Source organism: Streptomyces sp. NBC_01689 (genome assembly GCF_036250675.1).
Taxonomy (GTDB): domain Bacteria; phylum Actinomycetota; class Actinomycetes; order Streptomycetales; family Streptomycetaceae; genus Streptomyces.
Genome location: NZ_CP109592.1, coordinates 5,401,326 through 5,418,146, shown reverse-complemented (window position 1 = coordinate 5,418,146; position 16,821 = coordinate 5,401,326). Strand labels below are relative to the sequence as shown.

At 71.7% G+C, this 16,821-nt stretch carries 18 protein-coding genes; 10 read left to right on the top strand and 8 right to left on the bottom strand.

The annotated features are described in order from the left end of the window. Window positions 1-325: 325 nt before the first annotated feature. Complete coding sequence (locus OG776_RS23095; RefSeq protein WP_003953493.1) at window positions 326-808, bottom strand: CarD family transcriptional regulator; 483 nt, start codon at window positions 806-808, stop codon at window positions 326-328. Window positions 809-1,476: 668 nt separating this feature from the next. Between OG776_RS23095 and OG776_RS23090 the strand changes: the two genes are divergently transcribed. Next, entirely contained in the window at window positions 1,477-2,157 is a 681-nt protein-coding gene (locus tag OG776_RS23090; RefSeq protein ID WP_148009053.1) for a copper chaperone PCu(A)C, read from the top strand. A 133-nt stretch (window positions 2,158-2,290) separates the two neighbouring features. Here the strand turns inward: OG776_RS23090 and OG776_RS23085 are convergent, their stop codons facing one another. Together OG776_RS23085 and OG776_RS23080 are read right to left on the bottom strand one after the other, a co-directional pair. Continuing rightward, the gene (locus tag OG776_RS23085; protein WP_009340348.1) at window positions 2,291-2,971 is read right to left on the bottom strand and encodes a response regulator transcription factor; all 681 of its coding nucleotides are present in this window, start codon (window positions 2,969-2,971) and stop codon (window positions 2,291-2,293) included. Then, window positions 2,968-4,245 carry a sensor histidine kinase gene (locus tag OG776_RS23080; protein WP_148009054.1) on the bottom strand — a complete coding sequence of 426 codons (1,278 nt, stop codon included), beginning with the start codon at window positions 4,243-4,245 and terminating at the stop codon, window positions 2,968-2,970. Before OG776_RS23080 ends, OG776_RS23085 begins: the two co-directional genes overlap by 4 nt. 237 nt (window positions 4,246-4,482) lie before the next feature. On the opposite strand from OG776_RS23080, the gene phoU reads away from it, so the two are divergent. From phoU to OG776_RS23060, 4 genes are all read left to right on the top strand, one after another. Then, entirely contained in the window at window positions 4,483-5,172 is a 690-nt protein-coding gene (gene phoU / locus OG776_RS23075; protein WP_148009055.1) for a phosphate signaling complex protein PhoU, read from the top strand. Window positions 5,173-5,437: 265 nt separating this feature from the next. After that, window positions 5,438-5,590, top strand: a complete 153-nt coding sequence (locus OG776_RS23070) for a hypothetical protein (protein WP_187285597.1) — start codon at window positions 5,438-5,440, stop codon at window positions 5,588-5,590. Window positions 5,591-5,773: 183 nt separating this feature from the next. Next, window positions 5,774-6,319: an allene oxide cyclase barrel-like domain-containing protein gene (locus OG776_RS23065; RefSeq protein WP_148009056.1), complete on the top strand. Its 546-nt coding sequence runs from the start codon at window positions 5,774-5,776 to the stop codon at window positions 6,317-6,319. Window positions 6,320-6,324: 5 nt separating this feature from the next. Continuing rightward, entirely contained in the window at window positions 6,325-7,086 is a 762-nt protein-coding gene (locus tag OG776_RS23060) for an SDR family oxidoreductase (RefSeq protein ID WP_148009057.1), read from the top strand. A 110-nt stretch (window positions 7,087-7,196) separates the two neighbouring features. On the opposite strand, the gene OG776_RS23055 is transcribed toward OG776_RS23060, so the two are convergent. Further along, window positions 7,197-7,916, bottom strand: a complete 720-nt coding sequence (locus OG776_RS23055; RefSeq protein WP_329326479.1) for an SDR family oxidoreductase — start codon at window positions 7,914-7,916, stop codon at window positions 7,197-7,199. A 325-nt stretch (window positions 7,917-8,241) separates the two neighbouring features. Continuing rightward, a complete protein-coding gene (locus OG776_RS23050) occupies window positions 8,242-8,796 on the bottom strand; it encodes a hypothetical protein (protein ID WP_148014716.1) in 555 nt (184 codons plus the stop codon). 661 nt (window positions 8,797-9,457) lie between these two features. Here OG776_RS23050 and OG776_RS23045 point away from each other — a divergent pair. The 4 genes from OG776_RS23045 to OG776_RS23030 all read left to right on the top strand — a co-directional run bounded on the left by OG776_RS23045 (window position 9,458) and on the right by OG776_RS23030 (window position 13,573). Further along, window positions 9,458-10,384, top strand: coding sequence for a hypothetical protein (locus OG776_RS23045; protein WP_148014715.1), 927 nt, complete (start codon window positions 9,458-9,460; stop codon window positions 10,382-10,384). Between the two features lie 310 nt (window positions 10,385-10,694). Continuing rightward, on the top strand, window positions 10,695-11,918 hold the full coding sequence (locus OG776_RS23040) for a hypothetical protein (RefSeq protein WP_148014714.1): 1,224 nt from the start codon (window positions 10,695-10,697) through the stop codon (window positions 11,916-11,918). A 108-nt stretch (window positions 11,919-12,026) separates the two neighbouring features. Beyond that, complete coding sequence (locus tag OG776_RS23035) at window positions 12,027-12,440, top strand: effector-associated constant component EACC1 (protein WP_148014713.1); 414 nt, start codon at window positions 12,027-12,029, stop codon at window positions 12,438-12,440. Further along, the gene (locus OG776_RS23030) at window positions 12,437-13,573 is read left to right on the top strand and encodes a caspase, EACC1-associated type (RefSeq protein WP_329322479.1); all 1,137 of its coding nucleotides are present in this window, start codon (window positions 12,437-12,439) and stop codon (window positions 13,571-13,573) included. The genes OG776_RS23035 and OG776_RS23030 overlap by 4 nt, the downstream gene beginning before the upstream one ends. Before the next feature lie 126 nt (window positions 13,574-13,699). On the opposite strand, the gene OG776_RS23025 is transcribed toward OG776_RS23030, so the two are convergent. After that, complete coding sequence (locus OG776_RS23025; protein WP_148009060.1) at window positions 13,700-14,467, bottom strand: SDR family oxidoreductase; 768 nt, start codon at window positions 14,465-14,467, stop codon at window positions 13,700-13,702. Between the two features lie 91 nt (window positions 14,468-14,558). After that, window positions 14,559-14,864 (bottom strand): putative quinol monooxygenase, encoded by a 306-nt coding sequence (locus OG776_RS23020; RefSeq protein WP_148009061.1) that lies wholly within the window; start codon window positions 14,862-14,864, stop codon window positions 14,559-14,561. A 110-nt stretch (window positions 14,865-14,974) separates the two neighbouring features. Between OG776_RS23020 and OG776_RS23015 the strand changes: the two genes are divergently transcribed. Next, window positions 14,975-15,511, top strand: coding sequence for a winged helix-turn-helix transcriptional regulator (locus tag OG776_RS23015; protein ID WP_148009062.1), 537 nt, complete (start codon window positions 14,975-14,977; stop codon window positions 15,509-15,511). 465 nt (window positions 15,512-15,976) lie between these two features. Here OG776_RS23015 and OG776_RS23010 read toward each other — a convergent pair whose 3' ends face one another. Beyond that, the gene (locus OG776_RS23010; protein WP_148009063.1) at window positions 15,977-16,738 is read right to left on the bottom strand and encodes a phosphoglyceromutase; all 762 of its coding nucleotides are present in this window, start codon (window positions 16,736-16,738) and stop codon (window positions 15,977-15,979) included. Window positions 16,739-16,821 lie beyond the last annotated feature (83 nt).

Below are 16,821 nucleotides of genomic sequence, written 5' to 3'. Positions count from 1 at the left end.
GGACCCTTCCGTGACATCCGGTCGAGTCGGCCGCCCGGGCTCGGCACAGCGAGTATCCCGGCACATCACGTGCCGGGGCATCACGTTTCGGGGGCATCGAGTTCCGGTGCGGGAACCACGGGGAGACCCGGGTTCCCGAAGAGATGCGGGTACGAACATGCCGCAGCGCCCGGCGACAGCAATTCCCATTGCGTCATCGGGCACCGCGGCATTTTCTTGCACAACTGCGCGGCCTTGTGCTTACGTCAAAACGACTACCGTCCGAACAACAGAAGAACCGATCCGGTCCACCGTCCGAACGACCACCGTCTGGGCGCTGTACGCGTCAGGACGCGAGAACCTCGTCGAGCAGAGCCTCGGCCTTGTCCTCGTTCGTGTTCTCCGCGAGAGCGAGCTCGCTCACCAGGATCTGCCGGGCCTTGGCCAGCATCCGCTTCTCACCGGCGGAGAGTCCGCGCTCGCGCTCACGACGCCACAGGTCACGTACGACTTCCGCGACCTTGATGACATCGCCGGAGGCGAGCTTCTCCAGATTTGCCTTGTAACGACGCGACCAGTTCGTGGGCTCCTCGGCGTACGGCGCGCGCAGCACCTCGAAGACCCGGTCCAGCCCGTCCTGACCGACCACATCACGCACGCCGACGAACTCCGCATTGTCCGCTGGCACACGTACCGTCAGGTCGCCCTGGGCGACCTTCAGCACCAAGTAGGTCTTGTCCACGCCTTTGATCTGGCGAGTTTCGATGGCCTCGATCAGCGCGGCCCCGTGATGGGGATAGACCACGGTGTCGCCAACCTTGAACGTCATGTGACAGGTACCCCTTCCGTGGCTATCCAGGGTAACACGGAAACTGCGTCTTCTGAATGGCGTTTTCGCAGGTCAGGGCATATCTCGGGGCTTGACAACCGCGACAGGAACGTGCTGCGAGGAGCGAGCGGAAGAGGGTATTCGCAGGTGGGAGCGGCTGTCCAGGGCGACTGAAACGCGTACGGTACACAGACCTGTGAACCCTGACCTGGGTCCGAACATCCCGTTTTGTCCTGCTCCAGAAGCTCGACTTCCGCTACTCCGTTCGGTTGCCGGAGTCGGGTACGAGCCGAATCCGGAATTGATCACGCTCTCCCCGAACCGCCGGTGATCCATTTTCCGGTCCGCCACGGATTCGCCACCGGAAAACCCCGGACGGATCTTCCGGACGGATCTCCTGGCGCTTATGTGAATGGCGGACGAACAGATGCTCAAAGGGGCCGGTGGGACGGCGCGGAAGGGCGCACACGCCGACCGGCGCGGACGGCGTACCCGGACGGCGCGGACGGCGTACCGGGACGGCGTGGCGGGGCTCGAGGGGGCGAAGGGGCGGGTCGGGTGCGGTGGCGCGGGAACGGCTCGGTAACCTAAGCCCGCTGACAGACCCTTAGGGCGGCTTTACACAGGAGTCGCCCTGCTTCGCCCACGTTCAAGGAGTTGCCGCCGCCGTGAGCAGCAGCCTTCGACGCGGCGCTCTCGCCGCCGCCGCCATCGCGTTCTCGCTCGCCTCGCTCGCCGCGTGCGCCGCCGGCAACGACGCACAGACGCTGGAGGTCAAGCCGGACAACGCGGCGACCACCGTCGGTGACATCAAGATCCAGAACGCCCTCGTCATCACCCAGCCCGACACGACCTCCACGGGCCCGGCGGTGATCTCCGCGACCCTGTTCAACAACGGCCGCACCGCGCAGACCCTGGACTCCGTCACCATCGGAGGCAACGGCACCGCCCAGATCACGCCCGCCGCGGGCAAGGGGAAGCTGACCGTCCCGGCCGGTGGCTCCGTCATCCTCGGCGGCAAGGGCAACGCCTCCGCGGCCCTCAGCTCCCCCGGGACGGCCGTCAAGGACGGCAACGCGCAGAAGGTCACCTTCACCTTCAGCAAGACCGGAGACGTGAGCCTGCGCGCCTTCGTGGTCCCGGCCGAGAGCTACTTCACCAAGTGGGGCCCGAGCGACATCCCGGCGGCGCCCGGCTCGGAGGCGACCGGTTCCTCGACGGAGTCACCGTCCGACTCCGCCTCGCCGTCCGACTCCGCCTCCGGCACCCCCTCGGACACAACGTCGTCCGACACGGGCGCCACGGGCACGGACACCGCGACCGCCACGGAGTCCGCCGCCGGCCAGTGACCGGAGTCCCGGCGTACGGCCGGGAACCCGGTACGTCCGGACGACGCCGAAGGGCGGTACCCCCGGCCAGGGGTACCGCCCTTCGGCGTCGTCGGGCCGGCCCGCGCGGGGCGGCCGGTTCCGAGGGGCCGGTCTACGGCTCGAACTTGTAGCCGAGTCCTCGTACCGTCACGAGGTACCGGGGCGCCCCCGGGTCCGGCTCGATCTTCGCGCGCAGTCGCTTGACGTGGACGTCGAGGGTCTTGGTGTCGCCCACGTAGTCGGCACCCCAGACCCGGTCGATGAGCTGCATACGGGTCAGCACACGGCCCGCGTTGCGCAGCAGCATCTCCAGCAGGTCGAACTCCTTCAGCGGGAGGTCGACCTTGGAGCCGGAGACGGTGACCACGTGGCGGTCGACGTCCATCCGGACCGGGCCGGCCTCCAGCGCGGCCGGGGTGACCTCCTCGGGCTCGCCCCGGCGGCGCAGGACCGCCCGGATGCGGGCGACCAGCTCGCGGGAGGAGAAGGGCTTGGTGACGTAGTCGTCGGCTCCTATCTCCAGCCCGACGACCTTGTCGATCTCGCTGTCCTTGGCGGTGACCATGATCACCGGAACGTTGGAGCGGCCGCGCAGCTGGCGGCAGACCTCCGTGCCGGGCAGGCCCGGCAGCATCAGGTCGAGGAGGACGAGGTCGGCGCCGTTGCGCTCGAACTCGTCGAGTCCGTCGGGCCCGGTGGTCGCGATGGCGACCTCGAAGCCCTCCTTGCGGAGCATGTACGACAGGGCGTCGGAGAAGGACTCCTCGTCCTCGACGACGAGCACTCGGGTCACGGAAGGACCTCCGGGGCAGGAAGCGGTTCATACGGGGATGAGACGGTGGTCGTCCCGTCGGGCTGCTCGGTCTCGTCGTCCTCGTCGAGTCCGGGCATGTGGTGATCGGTCACGCGGTCGCGGGCCGCACCCGCCTCCGGCAGCCGCAGGGTGAACGTGGAGCCCTGACCCTCGGAGCTCCACACCGTGACCTCCCCGCCGTGCGAGGCGGCCACGTGCTTGACGATCGCGAGGCCCAGGCCCGTGCCGCCGGTCTGGCGGGAACGGGCCGGGTCCACGCGGTAGAAGCGCTCGAACACGCGCTCCCGGTCCTTCTCGGAGATGCCGATGCCCTGGTCGGTCACGGCGATCTCGATGAGGTCTCCACCGGGCGCCGACACCCGGCGCGCGGCTATGCCCACCCGGGTCCGGGCGGGCGAGTAGTTGACGGCGTTCTCGACGAGGTTGCCGAGGGCCGCGGCCAGCTGGCCGCGGTTGCCCCAGATGCTCAGCTCCGCCGTGCCGCCGGCGGCCATGGTGATCTGCTTGGTGCCGGCCTGGTGGCGGCACCGGTCGATCGCCTCGGCGACGAGTTCGCCGACCCGTACCGGCTCGGCGTCCTCCAGCGGGTCGTCGTTCTGCACCCTCGACAGGTCGATGAGCTCCTGCACGAGATTGGTGAGCCGGGTGGCCTCGATCTGCATGCGCCCGGCGAAGCGCTCCACGGCCTCCGGGTCGTCCGAGGCGTCCATCACCGCCTCGGAGAGCAGCGAGAGCGCGCCCACGGGCGTCTTCAGCTCGTGGCTCACGTTGGCGACGAAGTCGCGTCGTACGGCTTCGATGCGCCGGGCCTCGGTGAGGTCCTCGACCAGCAGCAGGACCAGCCGGGAACCGAGCGGCGCGACGCGCGCGGAGACGGCCAGTGCCTCGCCGCGTCCCGTCCCCCTTCTCGGCAGATCGAGCTCGACCTGGCGTATCTCGCCGTCCCGGCGGGTGTCACGCGCCATCTGGAGCATCGGCTCGACGGCGAGCTTGCCGCCCCGGACCAGCCCGAGGGCGTACGCGGCGGAGCTCGCCTTGACGACGGCGTCGGCCTCGTCGAGTACGACGGCGGAGGAGCGGAGCACGGAGAGAACCGTGTCGACGCCCGGCGGAAGCACCGGGTCCGTATGAAGGGAGGTGCGGGTGGGGCGTTTCTGGTCGCGTTCGCTCCAGCGGAACGCCAGCATGGCGATGACACCGGTGAGCACTCCGGCGATCGCTGCCGCTGCGGCGACCGCCGCGTTCACGTCCATGCCTCCAGGTTAGGCATGTCGTCGTGCCAGGCCACAGCCATCCGAGTGCGACCTCGAACACTCGTCGCCCAGAGTTCACCCAGGAGCCAGGGGTGGTTCATTTGGGATGCCGGAAACGGACGCGTACGAGCCGGAACGTGGGAGCGTGGGGTTCAGGGGGCCCGTCCGGCGGTCTACAGACGCCCGGGGAGCCCGGCCCCAGGCTCCCCGAAGGCGACGTAAGAGAGGGACAACACAATGCGTGACGCGTATCACGAGGAACTTGACTCGATCGGCGAGGGACTGGTCGAGATGGCCCGGCTCGTCGGGTCGGCGATCGGGCGCGCCACGACGGCCATCCTCGACGCCGACCTGAAGCTCGCCGAGAGCGTCATCGCGGCCGACCAGAAGGTCGACGATCTCCAGCACGAGCTGGAGGCCCGCGCGATAGCCCTGCTGGCCCGCCAGCAGCCGGTGGCGACGGACCTGCGCATCGTGGTCACGTCCCTGCGGATGTCGGCGGACCTGGAGCGCGCCGGTGACCTGGCCCAGCACGTCGCGAAGCTGGCCCGGCTGCGCTTCCCCGAGCGCGGGGTCCCGCACGACCTGCACGCCACGATCCTGGAGATGGGCCAGCTCGCCCAGCGACTGATGGCCAAGGCGGCCGAGGTCGTCATCACCAAGGACGTCGACCTCGCGCTCCAGCTGGAGCAGGACGACGACGACATGGACCTCCTCCACCGGACCCTCTTCCAGCACCTCCTCGACGACCGCTGGAAGCACGGCATCGAGACGGCCGTCGACGTGACCCTGCTCGGCCGCTACTACGAGCGCTTCGCCGACCACGCGGTGTCGGTGGCCAAGCGCGTGGTCTACCTGGTGACGGGCGAGCACGCGGACGAGATCCAGGCCGACATCCACCCGGCGACGGGTGCGGAAGCCGTCTGACAGGGCGGGGGAAACGGGCCAGGTCCGGGGGGTCCTGAGGGTCGGGGCCGGTGCGCGGCCGGTCCGGCCCCGGAACGGACTTCCGGGAGCGGACCTGGCGCCGGACCGGACCGGAAGCGGGCGGAAGGGTCCGCTCCGGGTCCGCGGGAAGGCCCGCGAGCCTCAGTGCGCCGTTGATGCGCCCGGCAGAACGGGCATGGAATAGGCGTAGGCACCCACACGCATGCCTCGATGCCTCGCTGAGGCCTCATTGAGGGAGGACCCCATGGCCGAATCCCCCGCCACGCCCGACCCGACGCTGGACCGGGACACCGAACAGCCCGCCGACGTCAAGAGCCTCCCCCTGTTCGGCGCCTGCGGCTGCGGCTCCGGCTGCGGGTGCGGCTGCCAGTCCGGCAACCCCTGCCAGTGCGGCTGACCGGACACCCGGGCCCGCAGGGTCACACGGATCGAGCGGGGCCCCGTCACCACGACGGGGCCCTTTCTCCGTTCCGTCGTGGACCGGTCCCCGCGACCAGGGAAGGCGCGCCGGGCACCGGATCGTACCGACCGGTAAAATAAGCCGCGAAAGGCACATCTCCGAGCACATGGGAGACGTTCCATGCGCGAGTCCCGTACACGCACCCTGGGCGCGGCAGCCGCTCTGGGCGCCACCCTCCTCGTCACCGCCTCCACGGCGTCGACCGCTCGGCCCGCCGCCTCCTCGTTCTCCGACACCGACCGCAGGATCCGTCTGCGCACGGAGATCATCCAGCTGGACGCCCGGCAGACGGGCTCCGAGAGCCTCGATGTGGGCAAGAAGGGGCTCAGTCCGGGCGACGGGGTCGTCATCTCCGAGGACCTCTACCGCGACGGCAAGAAGACCGGCGACCACAGTGTCGTCTGCACGTACATCCGTACGAAGCCCGGCGAACTCCAGTGCATCGGCACCTTCGCCCTGCCGCGGGGCCAGATCACCGCACAGGCCCTGCTCCACCTGCCGGTCCCCTCAGCGGTCGACCTCGCCATCACCGGCGGCACCGGCGACTACCGCTCGGCCCGGGGTTTCGTGCACACCGTCCCGGCGGGCACGCGCACCGTCCCCGCGGCCGTGACGGGGCGGCAGCTCACCTTCCACGTCACCCTGGACGACCAGCAGGAGGACTAGCGGTCATGACCGACTCCCCCGGTGTCCCGGAGCCCCCCCGTCCCTACGACCTCACCGGCCGGACGGTCGTGGTGATCGGCGGCAGCGCGGGCATCGGGCTGGAGACCGCCCGCCGGGTCCGCGCGGACGGTGGCCAGGTCGTCCTGACGGGCCGCGACCCCGAGCGGCTGCGGCAGGCGGCGAGCGGGCTCGACCCGCTCGCCACGGCCGCGTTCGACGCCGCCGACACCGAGCGGCTGCGGGAGTTCTTCGAGGACCTTCCCGGGCCGGTCGACCATGTGATGGTCACCGCCGGCGGCCCGTTCTACCGGCCCCTGGCGGAGATGGACCCCGTCGACGCCGGCCGGCACGTGGGCGAGCGGCTCGCCATGACGCTCGCGGTCGGCATCCACAGCCGCGACAAGGTCCGGGCCGGGGGCACCCTGCTGTTCGTCGGCGGCACCGGCGCCCGGCGTCCCGGCGTCGGCCTGTCCGTCGCCTCCGCCCTCACCGCGGCCCTGCCCGCCCTCGTGGCCGACCTGGCCCTGGAACTCGCACCGGTCCGGGTCAACCTCATCGCCGCCGGGTTCGTCGACACTCCCCTGTCGGCCACGCTCCTCGACGGCCGGCTGGAGGCGCGGCGCGAGGAGTTGCGGACCACCCTGCCGATCCGACGGGTCGTCGTGCCGGCCGACGTGGCCGCCCTCGCCGTACACATCATGGGCAACGGCGCGCTGACCGGCGGCACGTACGACATCGACGGCGGCCAGCAACTCGTGGCGCGCTGAGGGTTCTTGGGGCGCGGTGGCTCAGAAGGCGGCGGGCGTACCGGGGTTGAGGCGCACCGGCGGACGTGTCCCCGCGGGCGGGAGCGGACGTGTCCCCGCGGGCGGGGTGGTCAGATCAGCCCGGGCCGTCCGGACAGCTGGGGGTAGAGCGCCCCCGGCCCCTCCGACAGCGCCGCCTGGACCTGCCTGCTGGCGTCGTCGGCGAGCACCTCGTCGAGCCCGGCCTCGACTCCGTCCAGCCCGGCGCGGGCCACCTCGATCGGATCGGCCTTCGGGGAGGCCACTTTCGCGGCCATGTCCGTCGCCATGTAGCCGACGTGCAGGGCGGTGACCCGGGTGCCCTGGTCCGCGAGCGCCACCCGCAAGGCGTTGGTCACCGACCACTCGGCGGACTTGGCCGCGGCGTAACCGGCGCTGGCCGTGACCGACACCCAGGACAGCACGGACAGTACATTCATGATCGCGCCGCCGCCGTTGCGCCCGAGGACGGGCGCGAAGGCCCGGCACATGGCGAGGGTGCCGAGAACGTGCGTCTCGAACTCGGTGCGGAACGAGTCCAGATCGGCCGTGAGGACATCGGCCCGGGTCGTCGAACCCGCGTTGTTGACCAGCAGCGTCACGTCCTGGGCCAGGTCGGCGACGGCCCGTACGGATTCCGGGTCGGTGATGTCCACGGCGACCGGAACCACCCCCGGCACCGTGACCTTGGCCGGGTCGCGGGCTCCCGCGTAGACCTTGGCCGCTCCGGCGGCCAGCAGCTCCCGCGTGAACTGCTCGCCGAGCCCGCGGTTCGCGCCGGTGACGAGGGCGATGGAGTCCTGGATCTTCATGAGTGCACCTCATGGCAAGGGGTTGTGGCAGGCCCGAGACCGGCGCCGCGAGCAGGCACGACGGCGCGACGCCACCCCATGTCCGAACGTATACCGCCCCCTGCGCCGCCACCACCCGAGCCCGGGCGGCCCGGAAGGCCCGGCGGACCGGGGGCCGAGGGACCGAGGGGCTCAGGGGCCAAGGGGCTCAGGACGACGAGGGGCAGGGAGGCGGGGAGGCAGCGATGCGGGGAGGCGGGGAGGCAGCGATGCGGGGAGTCAGGGACCGGTTCGGCGGCCGCCCCGCTCATCCCGCGTACGGCCGCCCCGCCGTGGACCCCCGTGGTCACCGTCCCCGGGCGCCGGCGACGTACGCCGCCCGGCCCTGCGTCAGCGGGGGCGGTGAGCAGCGCGGGGGAAGCCTGACCGTGCCGGGCCGGTGCTCGAACGTGTTCATCACGAGCCACTCGTCCAGTGCGGGGTCGTAGAGGTTCTGGACGCCGAACTGCAGCACCTGCCAGAACGTGCCCCGGTCCTTCTGGTCGACGTAGATGTCACCCAGGGCGAGGGGGAGCCGCAGGTGTTTGCCGGGCGGCAGCTCCGGCAGGACGACACCGACGCGCCAGTGGTTCACGTACCGGGCGGGGCTGCGCTGGAGGATCTCCCGTCCGACGAAGCGCGCGCCCCGGAACGCCTGGTTCAACCGGTCGAGGTCGAAGCCCGGGATCTGTGAGCACGGATGCTCGGTCAGACCGGGCCACTTGTAGGTCAGGGTGTAGAGGCTGCCCCGGTAGATCAGGTTGGTGAACCAGATCGGATACTGCGGACCCCCCGCGACCATCTGGCTGTCGCCGTTCCTCCCCTCCCAGGTGAACGGGACCGTGATGCCCAGGTCCCGCACGATCCATCGGCCCTTCCCCCGGAAGTCCCGGGGAAGGCGAGGGGGGCGCGGTGCGGGCGCTACGGGGGATGCGTGCGATACGGACGCCGTGGGCGATCCGGACGACGGGGCCGCCGCCGACCGGGCGTCCGCCACGGTCGTGAACGACCGCGCGGCTCCGGTCCGCGTTCCGGCGTGGGCCGTCGGAAGCGTCGTCGAGACGAGGGCGATCGCGCCCGCGAGAACCGCCGCCGCTGCCGTCCGGCGTGTGCGTGTGTGCGTGCGCGTGCGCGTCCAGCCCATGGTCTCCCTCTTCTCGTGCTGCCGCGTCAGGTGCCGTCGTGACGCGGGGTTCGCGGATCGAACGGATCGAACGGATCGAACACAGAGATGCCACCCGGCCGCGCCCTCCGAGGACAAGAGCGGACCAAGTGGAACATTGACTATCAGAAGACAACAGGATCGACGCTCAGGCGGGCCGCGCGCGCCGGTGCGCCGCCCGCGCGTTCCGCTGTACGGCGGGAGGGGCCCACGGGGGGAAGATCGCGAGTTCGCCCCTCAAATCAGTACTCGTTCCCTCTAGTTGGATTGTCACAATTTCGAGACCTGTAGAGGTGAGTGACCATCGGTCAACGGTGGGTAATCCTCGCTACCTCGGATTCGTGACCGCCTGGGGGGACATGTGAACGACAACGGATACACGAGCCTGCCGGGGTGGAGAGGCGGCGACGCCAACGCCGCGTATCTCGACAAGAACCTCAAGCACATGCCGGTGGAGGCCACCCTCGACGACTCGGTCGGCTTCCGGCTGCTGCTGACGTTGTTCGTCTACGCCGCCCTCGCCTCGGTCCTGACGTTCCTGCCGCTCTTCTTCTTCGGGCTCGTCCTCCTCGTCGCGGGCAGCGGCGGGGGATTCGCCGCCATGGCCGTGCTGGCGTACATCGCCTCGGGCATCGCCTTCTGGGTGACCCTGCTCGGCGTGCGGCTCGTCGAGCCCATCGCCGAGTGGCGGGTTCTGCTGGCCGACCGGAGCGGGTCCCTCGAGTCCGCGTACGTCTCCATCGCGGGTACGCTCGCGCGCCGCCACATCCCCGTCGACCGCGCCGAGCGGGTCATCGCCACCGGCCTCGGCCGGGACCAGGTGCGCAGCCGCCTGGTGCTCTCGGAGGGCAAGTGCCAGGCGTACGTCTCGGTCTTCTCGTACGGCACGAGCCTCTACCTGGGATGGCAGATGTGGCGCTCGCGCCGCGGGTACGTCCTGATCGGGGGGTTCGTGTCGGACCTCATCGCGTCGATCATGGGCCGGCTGAGCCCCGAGCGGATCATGATGCGCACCGACGGCGTCCGGGCCATGCGGGAGGCGGTGCACGCGGCGTGCCGCGAGGGGCTGGCCACCGCGGTCGACCAGGTCGTGGTGCCCGTCACCTACGCCTTCCCGCAGGGACTTCCCCCGGTGCAGGCCGACCACGCGAAGTCCGCGCCGACGCCGGGCCTCGCTCCCACGGGCGCCTGGGGACCGCCCGCGGGCGGCACTCCGGCGGGCGGCACCCAGACGGGCGGCCACCCGACCGGTGGCGCGCAGGCGGGTGGCGCGCAGCCCTGGGCCTGAGGCACCTCGGTCCGCCGGCCCGCTCCGCCACGCGCGGCGCGGGCCGGCGGCGGGTCGGTCGGGGCGGGGGCAGGCGTCGTCCTGTCGGGACGGGATCGGCGGGCCGACGGAATCCGCGGAACCCGCGACACCCGTGGGACGCGCGGAACCCGTGGGACGCGCGACAGCCGTGGGACGCACGACAGCCGTGGGACGCGCGGAATCAGCGGGGACCGGCAGGACCGGCAGGACCGGCGGAATCAGCGGGACCGGCGGGACCGCGAAGACGCAGGGGACCAGGAAGACGCAGGGGACCAAGGGGGAAGAACTGATGGCCGAAACCGCTCCCGAGGACGAGCGGGGCGTCCTGCTGCGCGGCGCGCCCGGCGGGGACAACTGGGCCTACGTCGCCTTCGCGCTGAGCCCCGCCCCGCTGCCCGGGGGCCTCTACCCGGAGTTCTCCGAAGCCCGGCGCAGAGCCGACCGGATCGCCGCCGAGCGGTCCTGGCTCGCGGCCCTCTGGACGGACCGCACCACCGCCCGCTGGGATCTGCGGTTCGTCAGCGATCCGGCGAGCGGACGGATCGAGGCCTTCGTCATCGCCCAGGTGTACGGCGCCGACCCGGCGTCCGCGGTCCGGGCCGCGCGGGACGCCCTTCCGGTCCTGGCGCGGTTCCCGCCGCACGTGACGGGGACCCGGATCGAGGACACCGGGGAGATCGCGCGCCTGCTCGCCCCGCTCGTACCGGAGTGGGGCGCGATCGCCGAGGTCCGCAAACGCATCACCTGCCGGACGCTGACCCGCGCCTGGGGAGCGGAACGCGTCGCGACCGCGGTCTCGCGGTTCGACGCCCAGGATCCCTCCTGGGACCGGATATGGGCCCATCTGGCCACGGAGCCACGGCGGACGGTGGTCAGCGTGTGCCTCGAACCGTGCTCCGCTCCGGCCGGACTCGCCGAGGGACTGGCGATGAGGGCGCAGGCGTTCGGGACCCTCGCGGTGCCGGGGCCGCCCGATCCCCTGTACGGCGGTCCCGTTCCGGGCGACCTCTTCGCCCGGGAGGCCCACGCCCTGTACGACGCGGCCTCGCGGCGATACGCCGGGCGGCTGCACCGGGTGCGCGTCTCGGTCGCCGCCGAGGGTCCGGCCCCGATGTCCGACGTCCTGACCGGCCTCATCGGTCACACCGTGGCGCCGGCGGGCTCAGGGGCGGTCGTCGTCCGTCCGCAGAGCGCGGAGGACCACCGGGTGGCCTGCGGCAATCTGCTGGGCGTCAACCGGGACTGGCAGCGGGAGGCCTACTGGCAGGGGGTTCCCGTGTTCCTGCGGGCGCCGTCCGCGGGACAGCTGTGGCTGAGCGATCCGGGTCTGGTGACGACCCTCGCCGACCTGGTGGACGCCGACGAGGCCGCCGCCGTCTTCCGTCTGCCCCACGAGGAGCCCGGGGAGCCCGAACTCTTCGCGCTGCGGCGACGGGCACCGGACACCCCCCGCCACGGAACCTCCCTCGGCAGCTCCGACGCCGACTGGGCCGACCTGGGGCCGGGAGGCTGACGGCCCCCGCACACCGCCTGTCGCATACCGCCCACCGCGTACCGCGTACCGCGTACCGCGTACCGCCCAAACCCGTACCGCCCGACCCACGATCAGGAGCCGTCGGACATGCCCGAATCCCCCGCGTCCCAGCCGCCGGAGAACGCTCTGACCTTCACCTTCCCGGGGTCGGAGGCCCAGGCGAACGCCCTGAACCGGGATCTGGCGAAGTGGATCGACGACACGGACCAGCTGGGCGGCCGGGCAGGGGTGCGCACCGCGCCGCCCGCCCCCGGCGAACTGGGCGACGTCGCCGTCGCCGTGGACATCGTCAACGCCTCCACCGCGGTGATCGCCGCGGTCACCAACGCGTTCTTCCTCTGGCTGCAGCAGCGGCGCTCGGCCTACCGGCGGATCGAGTTCGAGGTGGTACGTCCGGACGGCACCCGGATCAGCGGAGCGGTCGACGACGAGAGTCAACTGGCTTCAGTCATGACCCAGTTGTCCGGGTTCGTCGCCGCCCCGCCCGGAGCGGGCGAGTGACCTGGCCGCTCTGGCGTCCCGCGGCCGCGTCCGCGCTGCTCGTCGGCACCGGCCGGCACGTCCACCCCAGCCGGCTGTCCCCGATCCCCCAGGCCGTGACCACGGTCCGGGCCCTCGGCGCCGCCTTGGGCGGCGAACACGGGGTGTTCGACCCGCGGCGGACCACGGTGGTCGCGGAGCCCGCCGACACCCGTCAGGTACTGGACCCGTTGCGCCGCATGGCGCGGGACCCGGACGTCGACCTGCTGCTCTTCGCCTACTGCGGCCACGGACTGCTCGGCCGGGACGACCGGCTCTGCCTGGCGCTGACACCCTCCGGCCAGTACGGCAGCGGCGGCGATCCGAATCCGTCCCTGCCGTTCACCGAGGTCGCCAGCCTGATGCGGGAGTACCCGGCGCGGCACAAGGTCGCGATCCTCGACTGCTGCTTCTCCGGCCGCGCCCTCGGCCCGGACGGTCACGGCATCCATCTGCTCACCGCGTGCGGCCGTACCCGGAAGGCGCTGTTCCCGCCCGGGGGAACACTCACCGGCTTCACCGGGGAACTGCTCCGGGTCCTCGGCGAGGGCATCCCCGACGGCCCCCGTCATCTCGGCCTCTCCGCCCTCTACGACCGGCTGGCGGTGGTCCTGCCGACCACCCCGTCCCCCCTGGCGGGCATCGTCCCCACCGGACACCCCGCGCCCCATCAGCAGACGGTCGACGGTTCGGGTCACATCGCGCTGGCGGTGAACCCGGCCCACGGCACCGGTCGGACACCGGCGGGACTGCGCGCCCGGGGCGCGTTCGCCCAACGCCTCAAGAGACTCACCGAGCCGTCACCCGACGCCCTCGTGCCCGATCCGGCGGTCCTGCCCCAACTGGCTGCGGTCCTGGCCGACCTGGCCCGGGACGCGACCGAAGTCCTGGGCCCGCTGGACGACTTCAGCGTCGACGTCCGTCGCAACCACGCCGTCACGACCGGGGCCGCGGGCTCACCCCGGCAGGCCGCGGCCCTGCTGTCCGCCCTGGTCGACGCCCTCCGTACGACGTCACCCGGCCACCGGGCACTGCCGGCGGCGGAACGGGCCCTGACCCACTGGAACCGGGAGGCACACCACGGCACGGCCGAACCCGCCCCGACCACTCGCTGACGCTTCCGGCCACCGACGCCCTCCGAGCCGCCGACGTCTCCGGGCCACCGACGTCCCCGGGCCGCTGCCCACCACCGGCGCCCGCCGGTCACCGGAGTCCGGCGTCCGCAGCCCGCTGCCCGCCGCCTACCAGTCGATCTCGGCAGCCAGGAAGGGCTCGTTCTCGGGAGCCTCCTTGCGGGCGAGCAGGACGCGCTCGGCGGGCGCGCCGGCCGGTACGCGCAAGGGGGGATCGGGCCGCTCGATCGTGTCGGCCACCGTGGCGGCCACCTCCTCCGGGGTGACGAGTTCACCGCGGAGTGCGGGAAGCGCCCGGTGGAGCGGGGTGTACGGATCGTGCTCACCGAGAAACACCCTGGCGCGCTCGCCGCCGCCCGAGGAGACCGCGCCGGGCTGCACGACACTCACCTTGACGCCGAAGTGCCCCGTCTCGATGGCGAGGGTCTCGGCGAGCGCCTCCAGGGCCCATTTGCCGGCCGCGTAGGGACCGATCAAGGGCAGCACCAGTCGCCCCTGGATGCTGGAGACGAAGACGAGCCGGCCCGCCCCTCTCTCCCGCATCGCGGGGAGCACGGCCTGCGCCACCCGCAGCGCGCCCAGGGTGTTGAGCCGGAAGAGCCGTTCGACCTCGGAGAGCGGGACGCTCTCCAGCGGCGCCCGCACGGTCTCGCCGGCGTTGCTGACCAGTACGTCGACGACGCCGGCGTCCCGGACCGCCCGGTCGACGCTTTCCTGATCGGTGACGTCGAGCCGCAGGCACCGGTCGACGGGGAGGCCGGCCAGCGTTTCGGGGCGGCGCGCGGTGGCGATCACCCGATGGCCCCGGCCCGCCAGCGCGACGGCGATGGCTCGGCCGATGCCTCTGGACGCTCCGGTGATGAGCACGGACGACATGACGGACCTCGCTGTTCCTGGTGATCGACTACGGCATGCGACGCGACCCGTGGCCGCGGCCTACGACCGGGGCCCGCACTGCGCTCGCGGCTCAGACGACGGCGCTGTCGGGGACGACGTCGCCCCTCATGAGCCAGGTCGGCCCTGCCGCGTACGCGGAGGCATCGGCGAAGAACGCGGCGAAGTACGGGCCCTCGGCGTGCGCGCGGAACGCGGCGGCGTCGGCGTAGACCTCGTTCAGGTAGAAGACGTCCGGGTTCTCCTCGTCGGCGACGATCTCGAACCGGTGGGAGCCGGGTTCGTTCGCGAGCGAGTCGCGCGCGGTCCTGCGGGCGGCCCGGACGAAGTCGTCGCGCCGGTCCGGCTGGACGGTGAACGAAACAAGGAACTGGTACATGCAGCGCTCTCCTCAGGACCGGCACGGTCAGTTCAATGACTGAACTGCCCCTGTGGGCCACCGTAGCACTGTCAGTTCAGTGAGTGAACCGCCGCTGCTAGAATGCGGGCATGACGCTTCCCAAGACCTACGCGGACGGGAACTGCCCCCTGGCGAGGACACTGGAGGTCGTGGGGGAACGGTGGACACTCCTGATCGTCCGCGACGCGTTCTACGGGGTCCGGAGGTTCGGCGACTTCGCGACCCAGCTCGGCATCCCGCGAGCCGTCCTGACGGACCGGCTGAAGTCACTGGTGAGGGAAGGCGTACTCACCCGCGAGGACGGCGGTGCCGGTGGCGTCGAGTACCGGCTGACGGACAAGGGCGTCGCCCTGTGGCCGGCCCTGCGCGCCCTGATGAACTGGGGAGAATCCTTCTACTCGCCGGACGGGGTCAAGCGTCTCCTCCGGCACGACACGGACGGCGGCCTCCTCGACCCCGAGGGCCGCTGCCAGGACTGCGGCGCGGCCGTCCCGGTCCCGGAGATCCGCGTCGAACCCGGCCCCGGCTTCCGCCCGACGGACCCGGCGGGCGATCCGGTCTCCACCGCGATCAACACCCCACGCCGCCTCCTCACCCCGCTCCCGGCACCCCGACCCGCCGACTGAGACGGGCCCTCGGCGACGGCGGTGCCCTCGTGGGCGCCTCGGCAACCGCCGAGCACCTCCGACGGCCGGCCTGACGACTGATCCCTGCAGCAGGCAGTCTGGTTCTCAGGCGCCGGGCACGATGCGATGCCCCATCTCAAGATCGTGAAATTTACCTGTCCGGGCAAAGACCTCGGCACCCGAAACGGACCCCCACCACTGCGGCGGCACTCGGCGGCCGTCTCGGGAGCACAGACCGACCCCGAGCCGATTGAGCTCATCAGCCGGAGTCGCCCTCTGGGCCGACGTCCCGGCCGAGGTCGCCCACCCTCTGTCACGCTGATCGTCCTCGACATCCGCATCCGCCGCTCGCGCCGACGCATCTGCCGACCCGCCGAAGCGCCTGACGACCCACAGACACCCAGCCCCACCAAAAAGCCCCCGCCCCGCGAAGAACTCACAGGTCGGGGGCTTGCTGGCGTCTGGTTACTTCTTCTTTCCCTGGTTCTTGACCGCCTCGATCGCCGCCGCGGCCGCGTCCGGGTCGAGGTAGGTGCCGCCCGGGTTGAGGGGCTTGAAGTCGGCGTCCAGCTCGTAGGAGAGGGGGATGCCGGTGGGGATGTTCAGGCCCGCGATGTCGGCGTCGGAGATGCCGTCGAGGTGCTTGACGAGGGCGCGCAGCGAGTTGCCGTGGGCCGCGACCAGGACCGTACGGCCGGTCAGCAGGTCGGGGACGATGCCGTCGAACCAGTACGGCAGCATGCGGACGACGACATCCTTGAGGCACTCCGTCTGGGGGCGCAGCTCCGGCGGGAGCGCCGCGTAGCGCGCGTCGTCGAACTGGGAGTACTCGGCGTCGCGGGCGAGCGGCGGCGGCGGGGTGTCGTACGAGCGGCGCCACAGCATGAACTGCTCCTCGCCGAACTCGGCGAGGGTCTGGGCCTTGTCCTTGCCCTGGAGCGCGCCGTAGTGCCGCTCGTTCAGGCGCCAGGAGCGGTGGACCGGGATCCAGTGGCGGTCGGCCGCCTCCAGCGCCAGCTGCGCGGTGCGGATCGCGCGCTTCTGGAGCGAGGTGTGGACCACGTCGGGCAGCAGGCCGGCGTCCTTGAGCAGCTCACCGCCGCGGACTGCCTCCTTCTCGCCCTTCTCGTTGAGGTTGACGTCCACCCAACCGGTGAACAGGTTCTTCGCGTTCCATTCGCTCTCGCCGTGGCGGAGGAGGATCAGCTTGTACGGTGCGTCGGCCATGGCGTCGAGCGTAATGGAACGGACTGACGCGCCGCTCCCCCGGTCGGCAGACGGACAGCGACGCTCTGGCGAACGTCCGCCGG

Bases quoted from the DNA above. Each gene is read 5' to 3' on its own strand.
- OG776_RS23095 (WP_003953493.1), bottom strand. From the start codon at position 808: ATGACGTTCAAGGTTGGCGACACCGTGGTCTATCCCCATCACGGGGCC.
- OG776_RS23010 (WP_148009063.1), bottom strand. From the start codon at position 16,738: ATGGCCGACGCACCGTACAAGCTGATCCTCCTCCGCCACGGCGAGAGC.
- OG776_RS23020 (WP_148009061.1), bottom strand. From the start codon at position 14,864: ATGTACCAGTTCCTTGTTTCGTTCACCGTCCAGCCGGACCGGCGCGAC.
- phoU (WP_148009055.1), top strand. From the start codon at position 4,483: ATGCGTGACGCGTATCACGAGGAACTTGACTCGATCGGCGAGGGACTG.
- OG776_RS23060 (WP_148009057.1), top strand. From the start codon at position 6,325: ATGACCGACTCCCCCGGTGTCCCGGAGCCCCCCCGTCCCTACGACCTC.
- OG776_RS23035 (WP_148014713.1), top strand. From the start codon at position 12,027: ATGCCCGAATCCCCCGCGTCCCAGCCGCCGGAGAACGCTCTGACCTTC.
- OG776_RS23040 (WP_148014714.1), top strand. From the start codon at position 10,695: ATGGCCGAAACCGCTCCCGAGGACGAGCGGGGCGTCCTGCTGCGCGGC.
- OG776_RS23065 (WP_148009056.1), top strand. From the start codon at position 5,774: ATGCGCGAGTCCCGTACACGCACCCTGGGCGCGGCAGCCGCTCTGGGC.
- OG776_RS23080 (WP_148009054.1), bottom strand. From the start codon at position 4,245: ATGGACGTGAACGCGGCGGTCGCCGCAGCGGCAGCGATCGCCGGAGTG.
- OG776_RS23015 (WP_148009062.1), top strand. From the start codon at position 14,975: ATGACGCTTCCCAAGACCTACGCGGACGGGAACTGCCCCCTGGCGAGG.
- OG776_RS23025 (WP_148009060.1), bottom strand. From the start codon at position 14,467: ATGTCGTCCGTGCTCATCACCGGAGCGTCCAGAGGCATCGGCCGAGCC.
- OG776_RS23055 (WP_329326479.1), bottom strand. From the start codon at position 7,916: ATGAAGATCCAGGACTCCATCGCCCTCGTCACCGGCGCGAACCGCGGG.
- OG776_RS23070 (WP_187285597.1), top strand. From the start codon at position 5,438: ATGGCCGAATCCCCCGCCACGCCCGACCCGACGCTGGACCGGGACACC.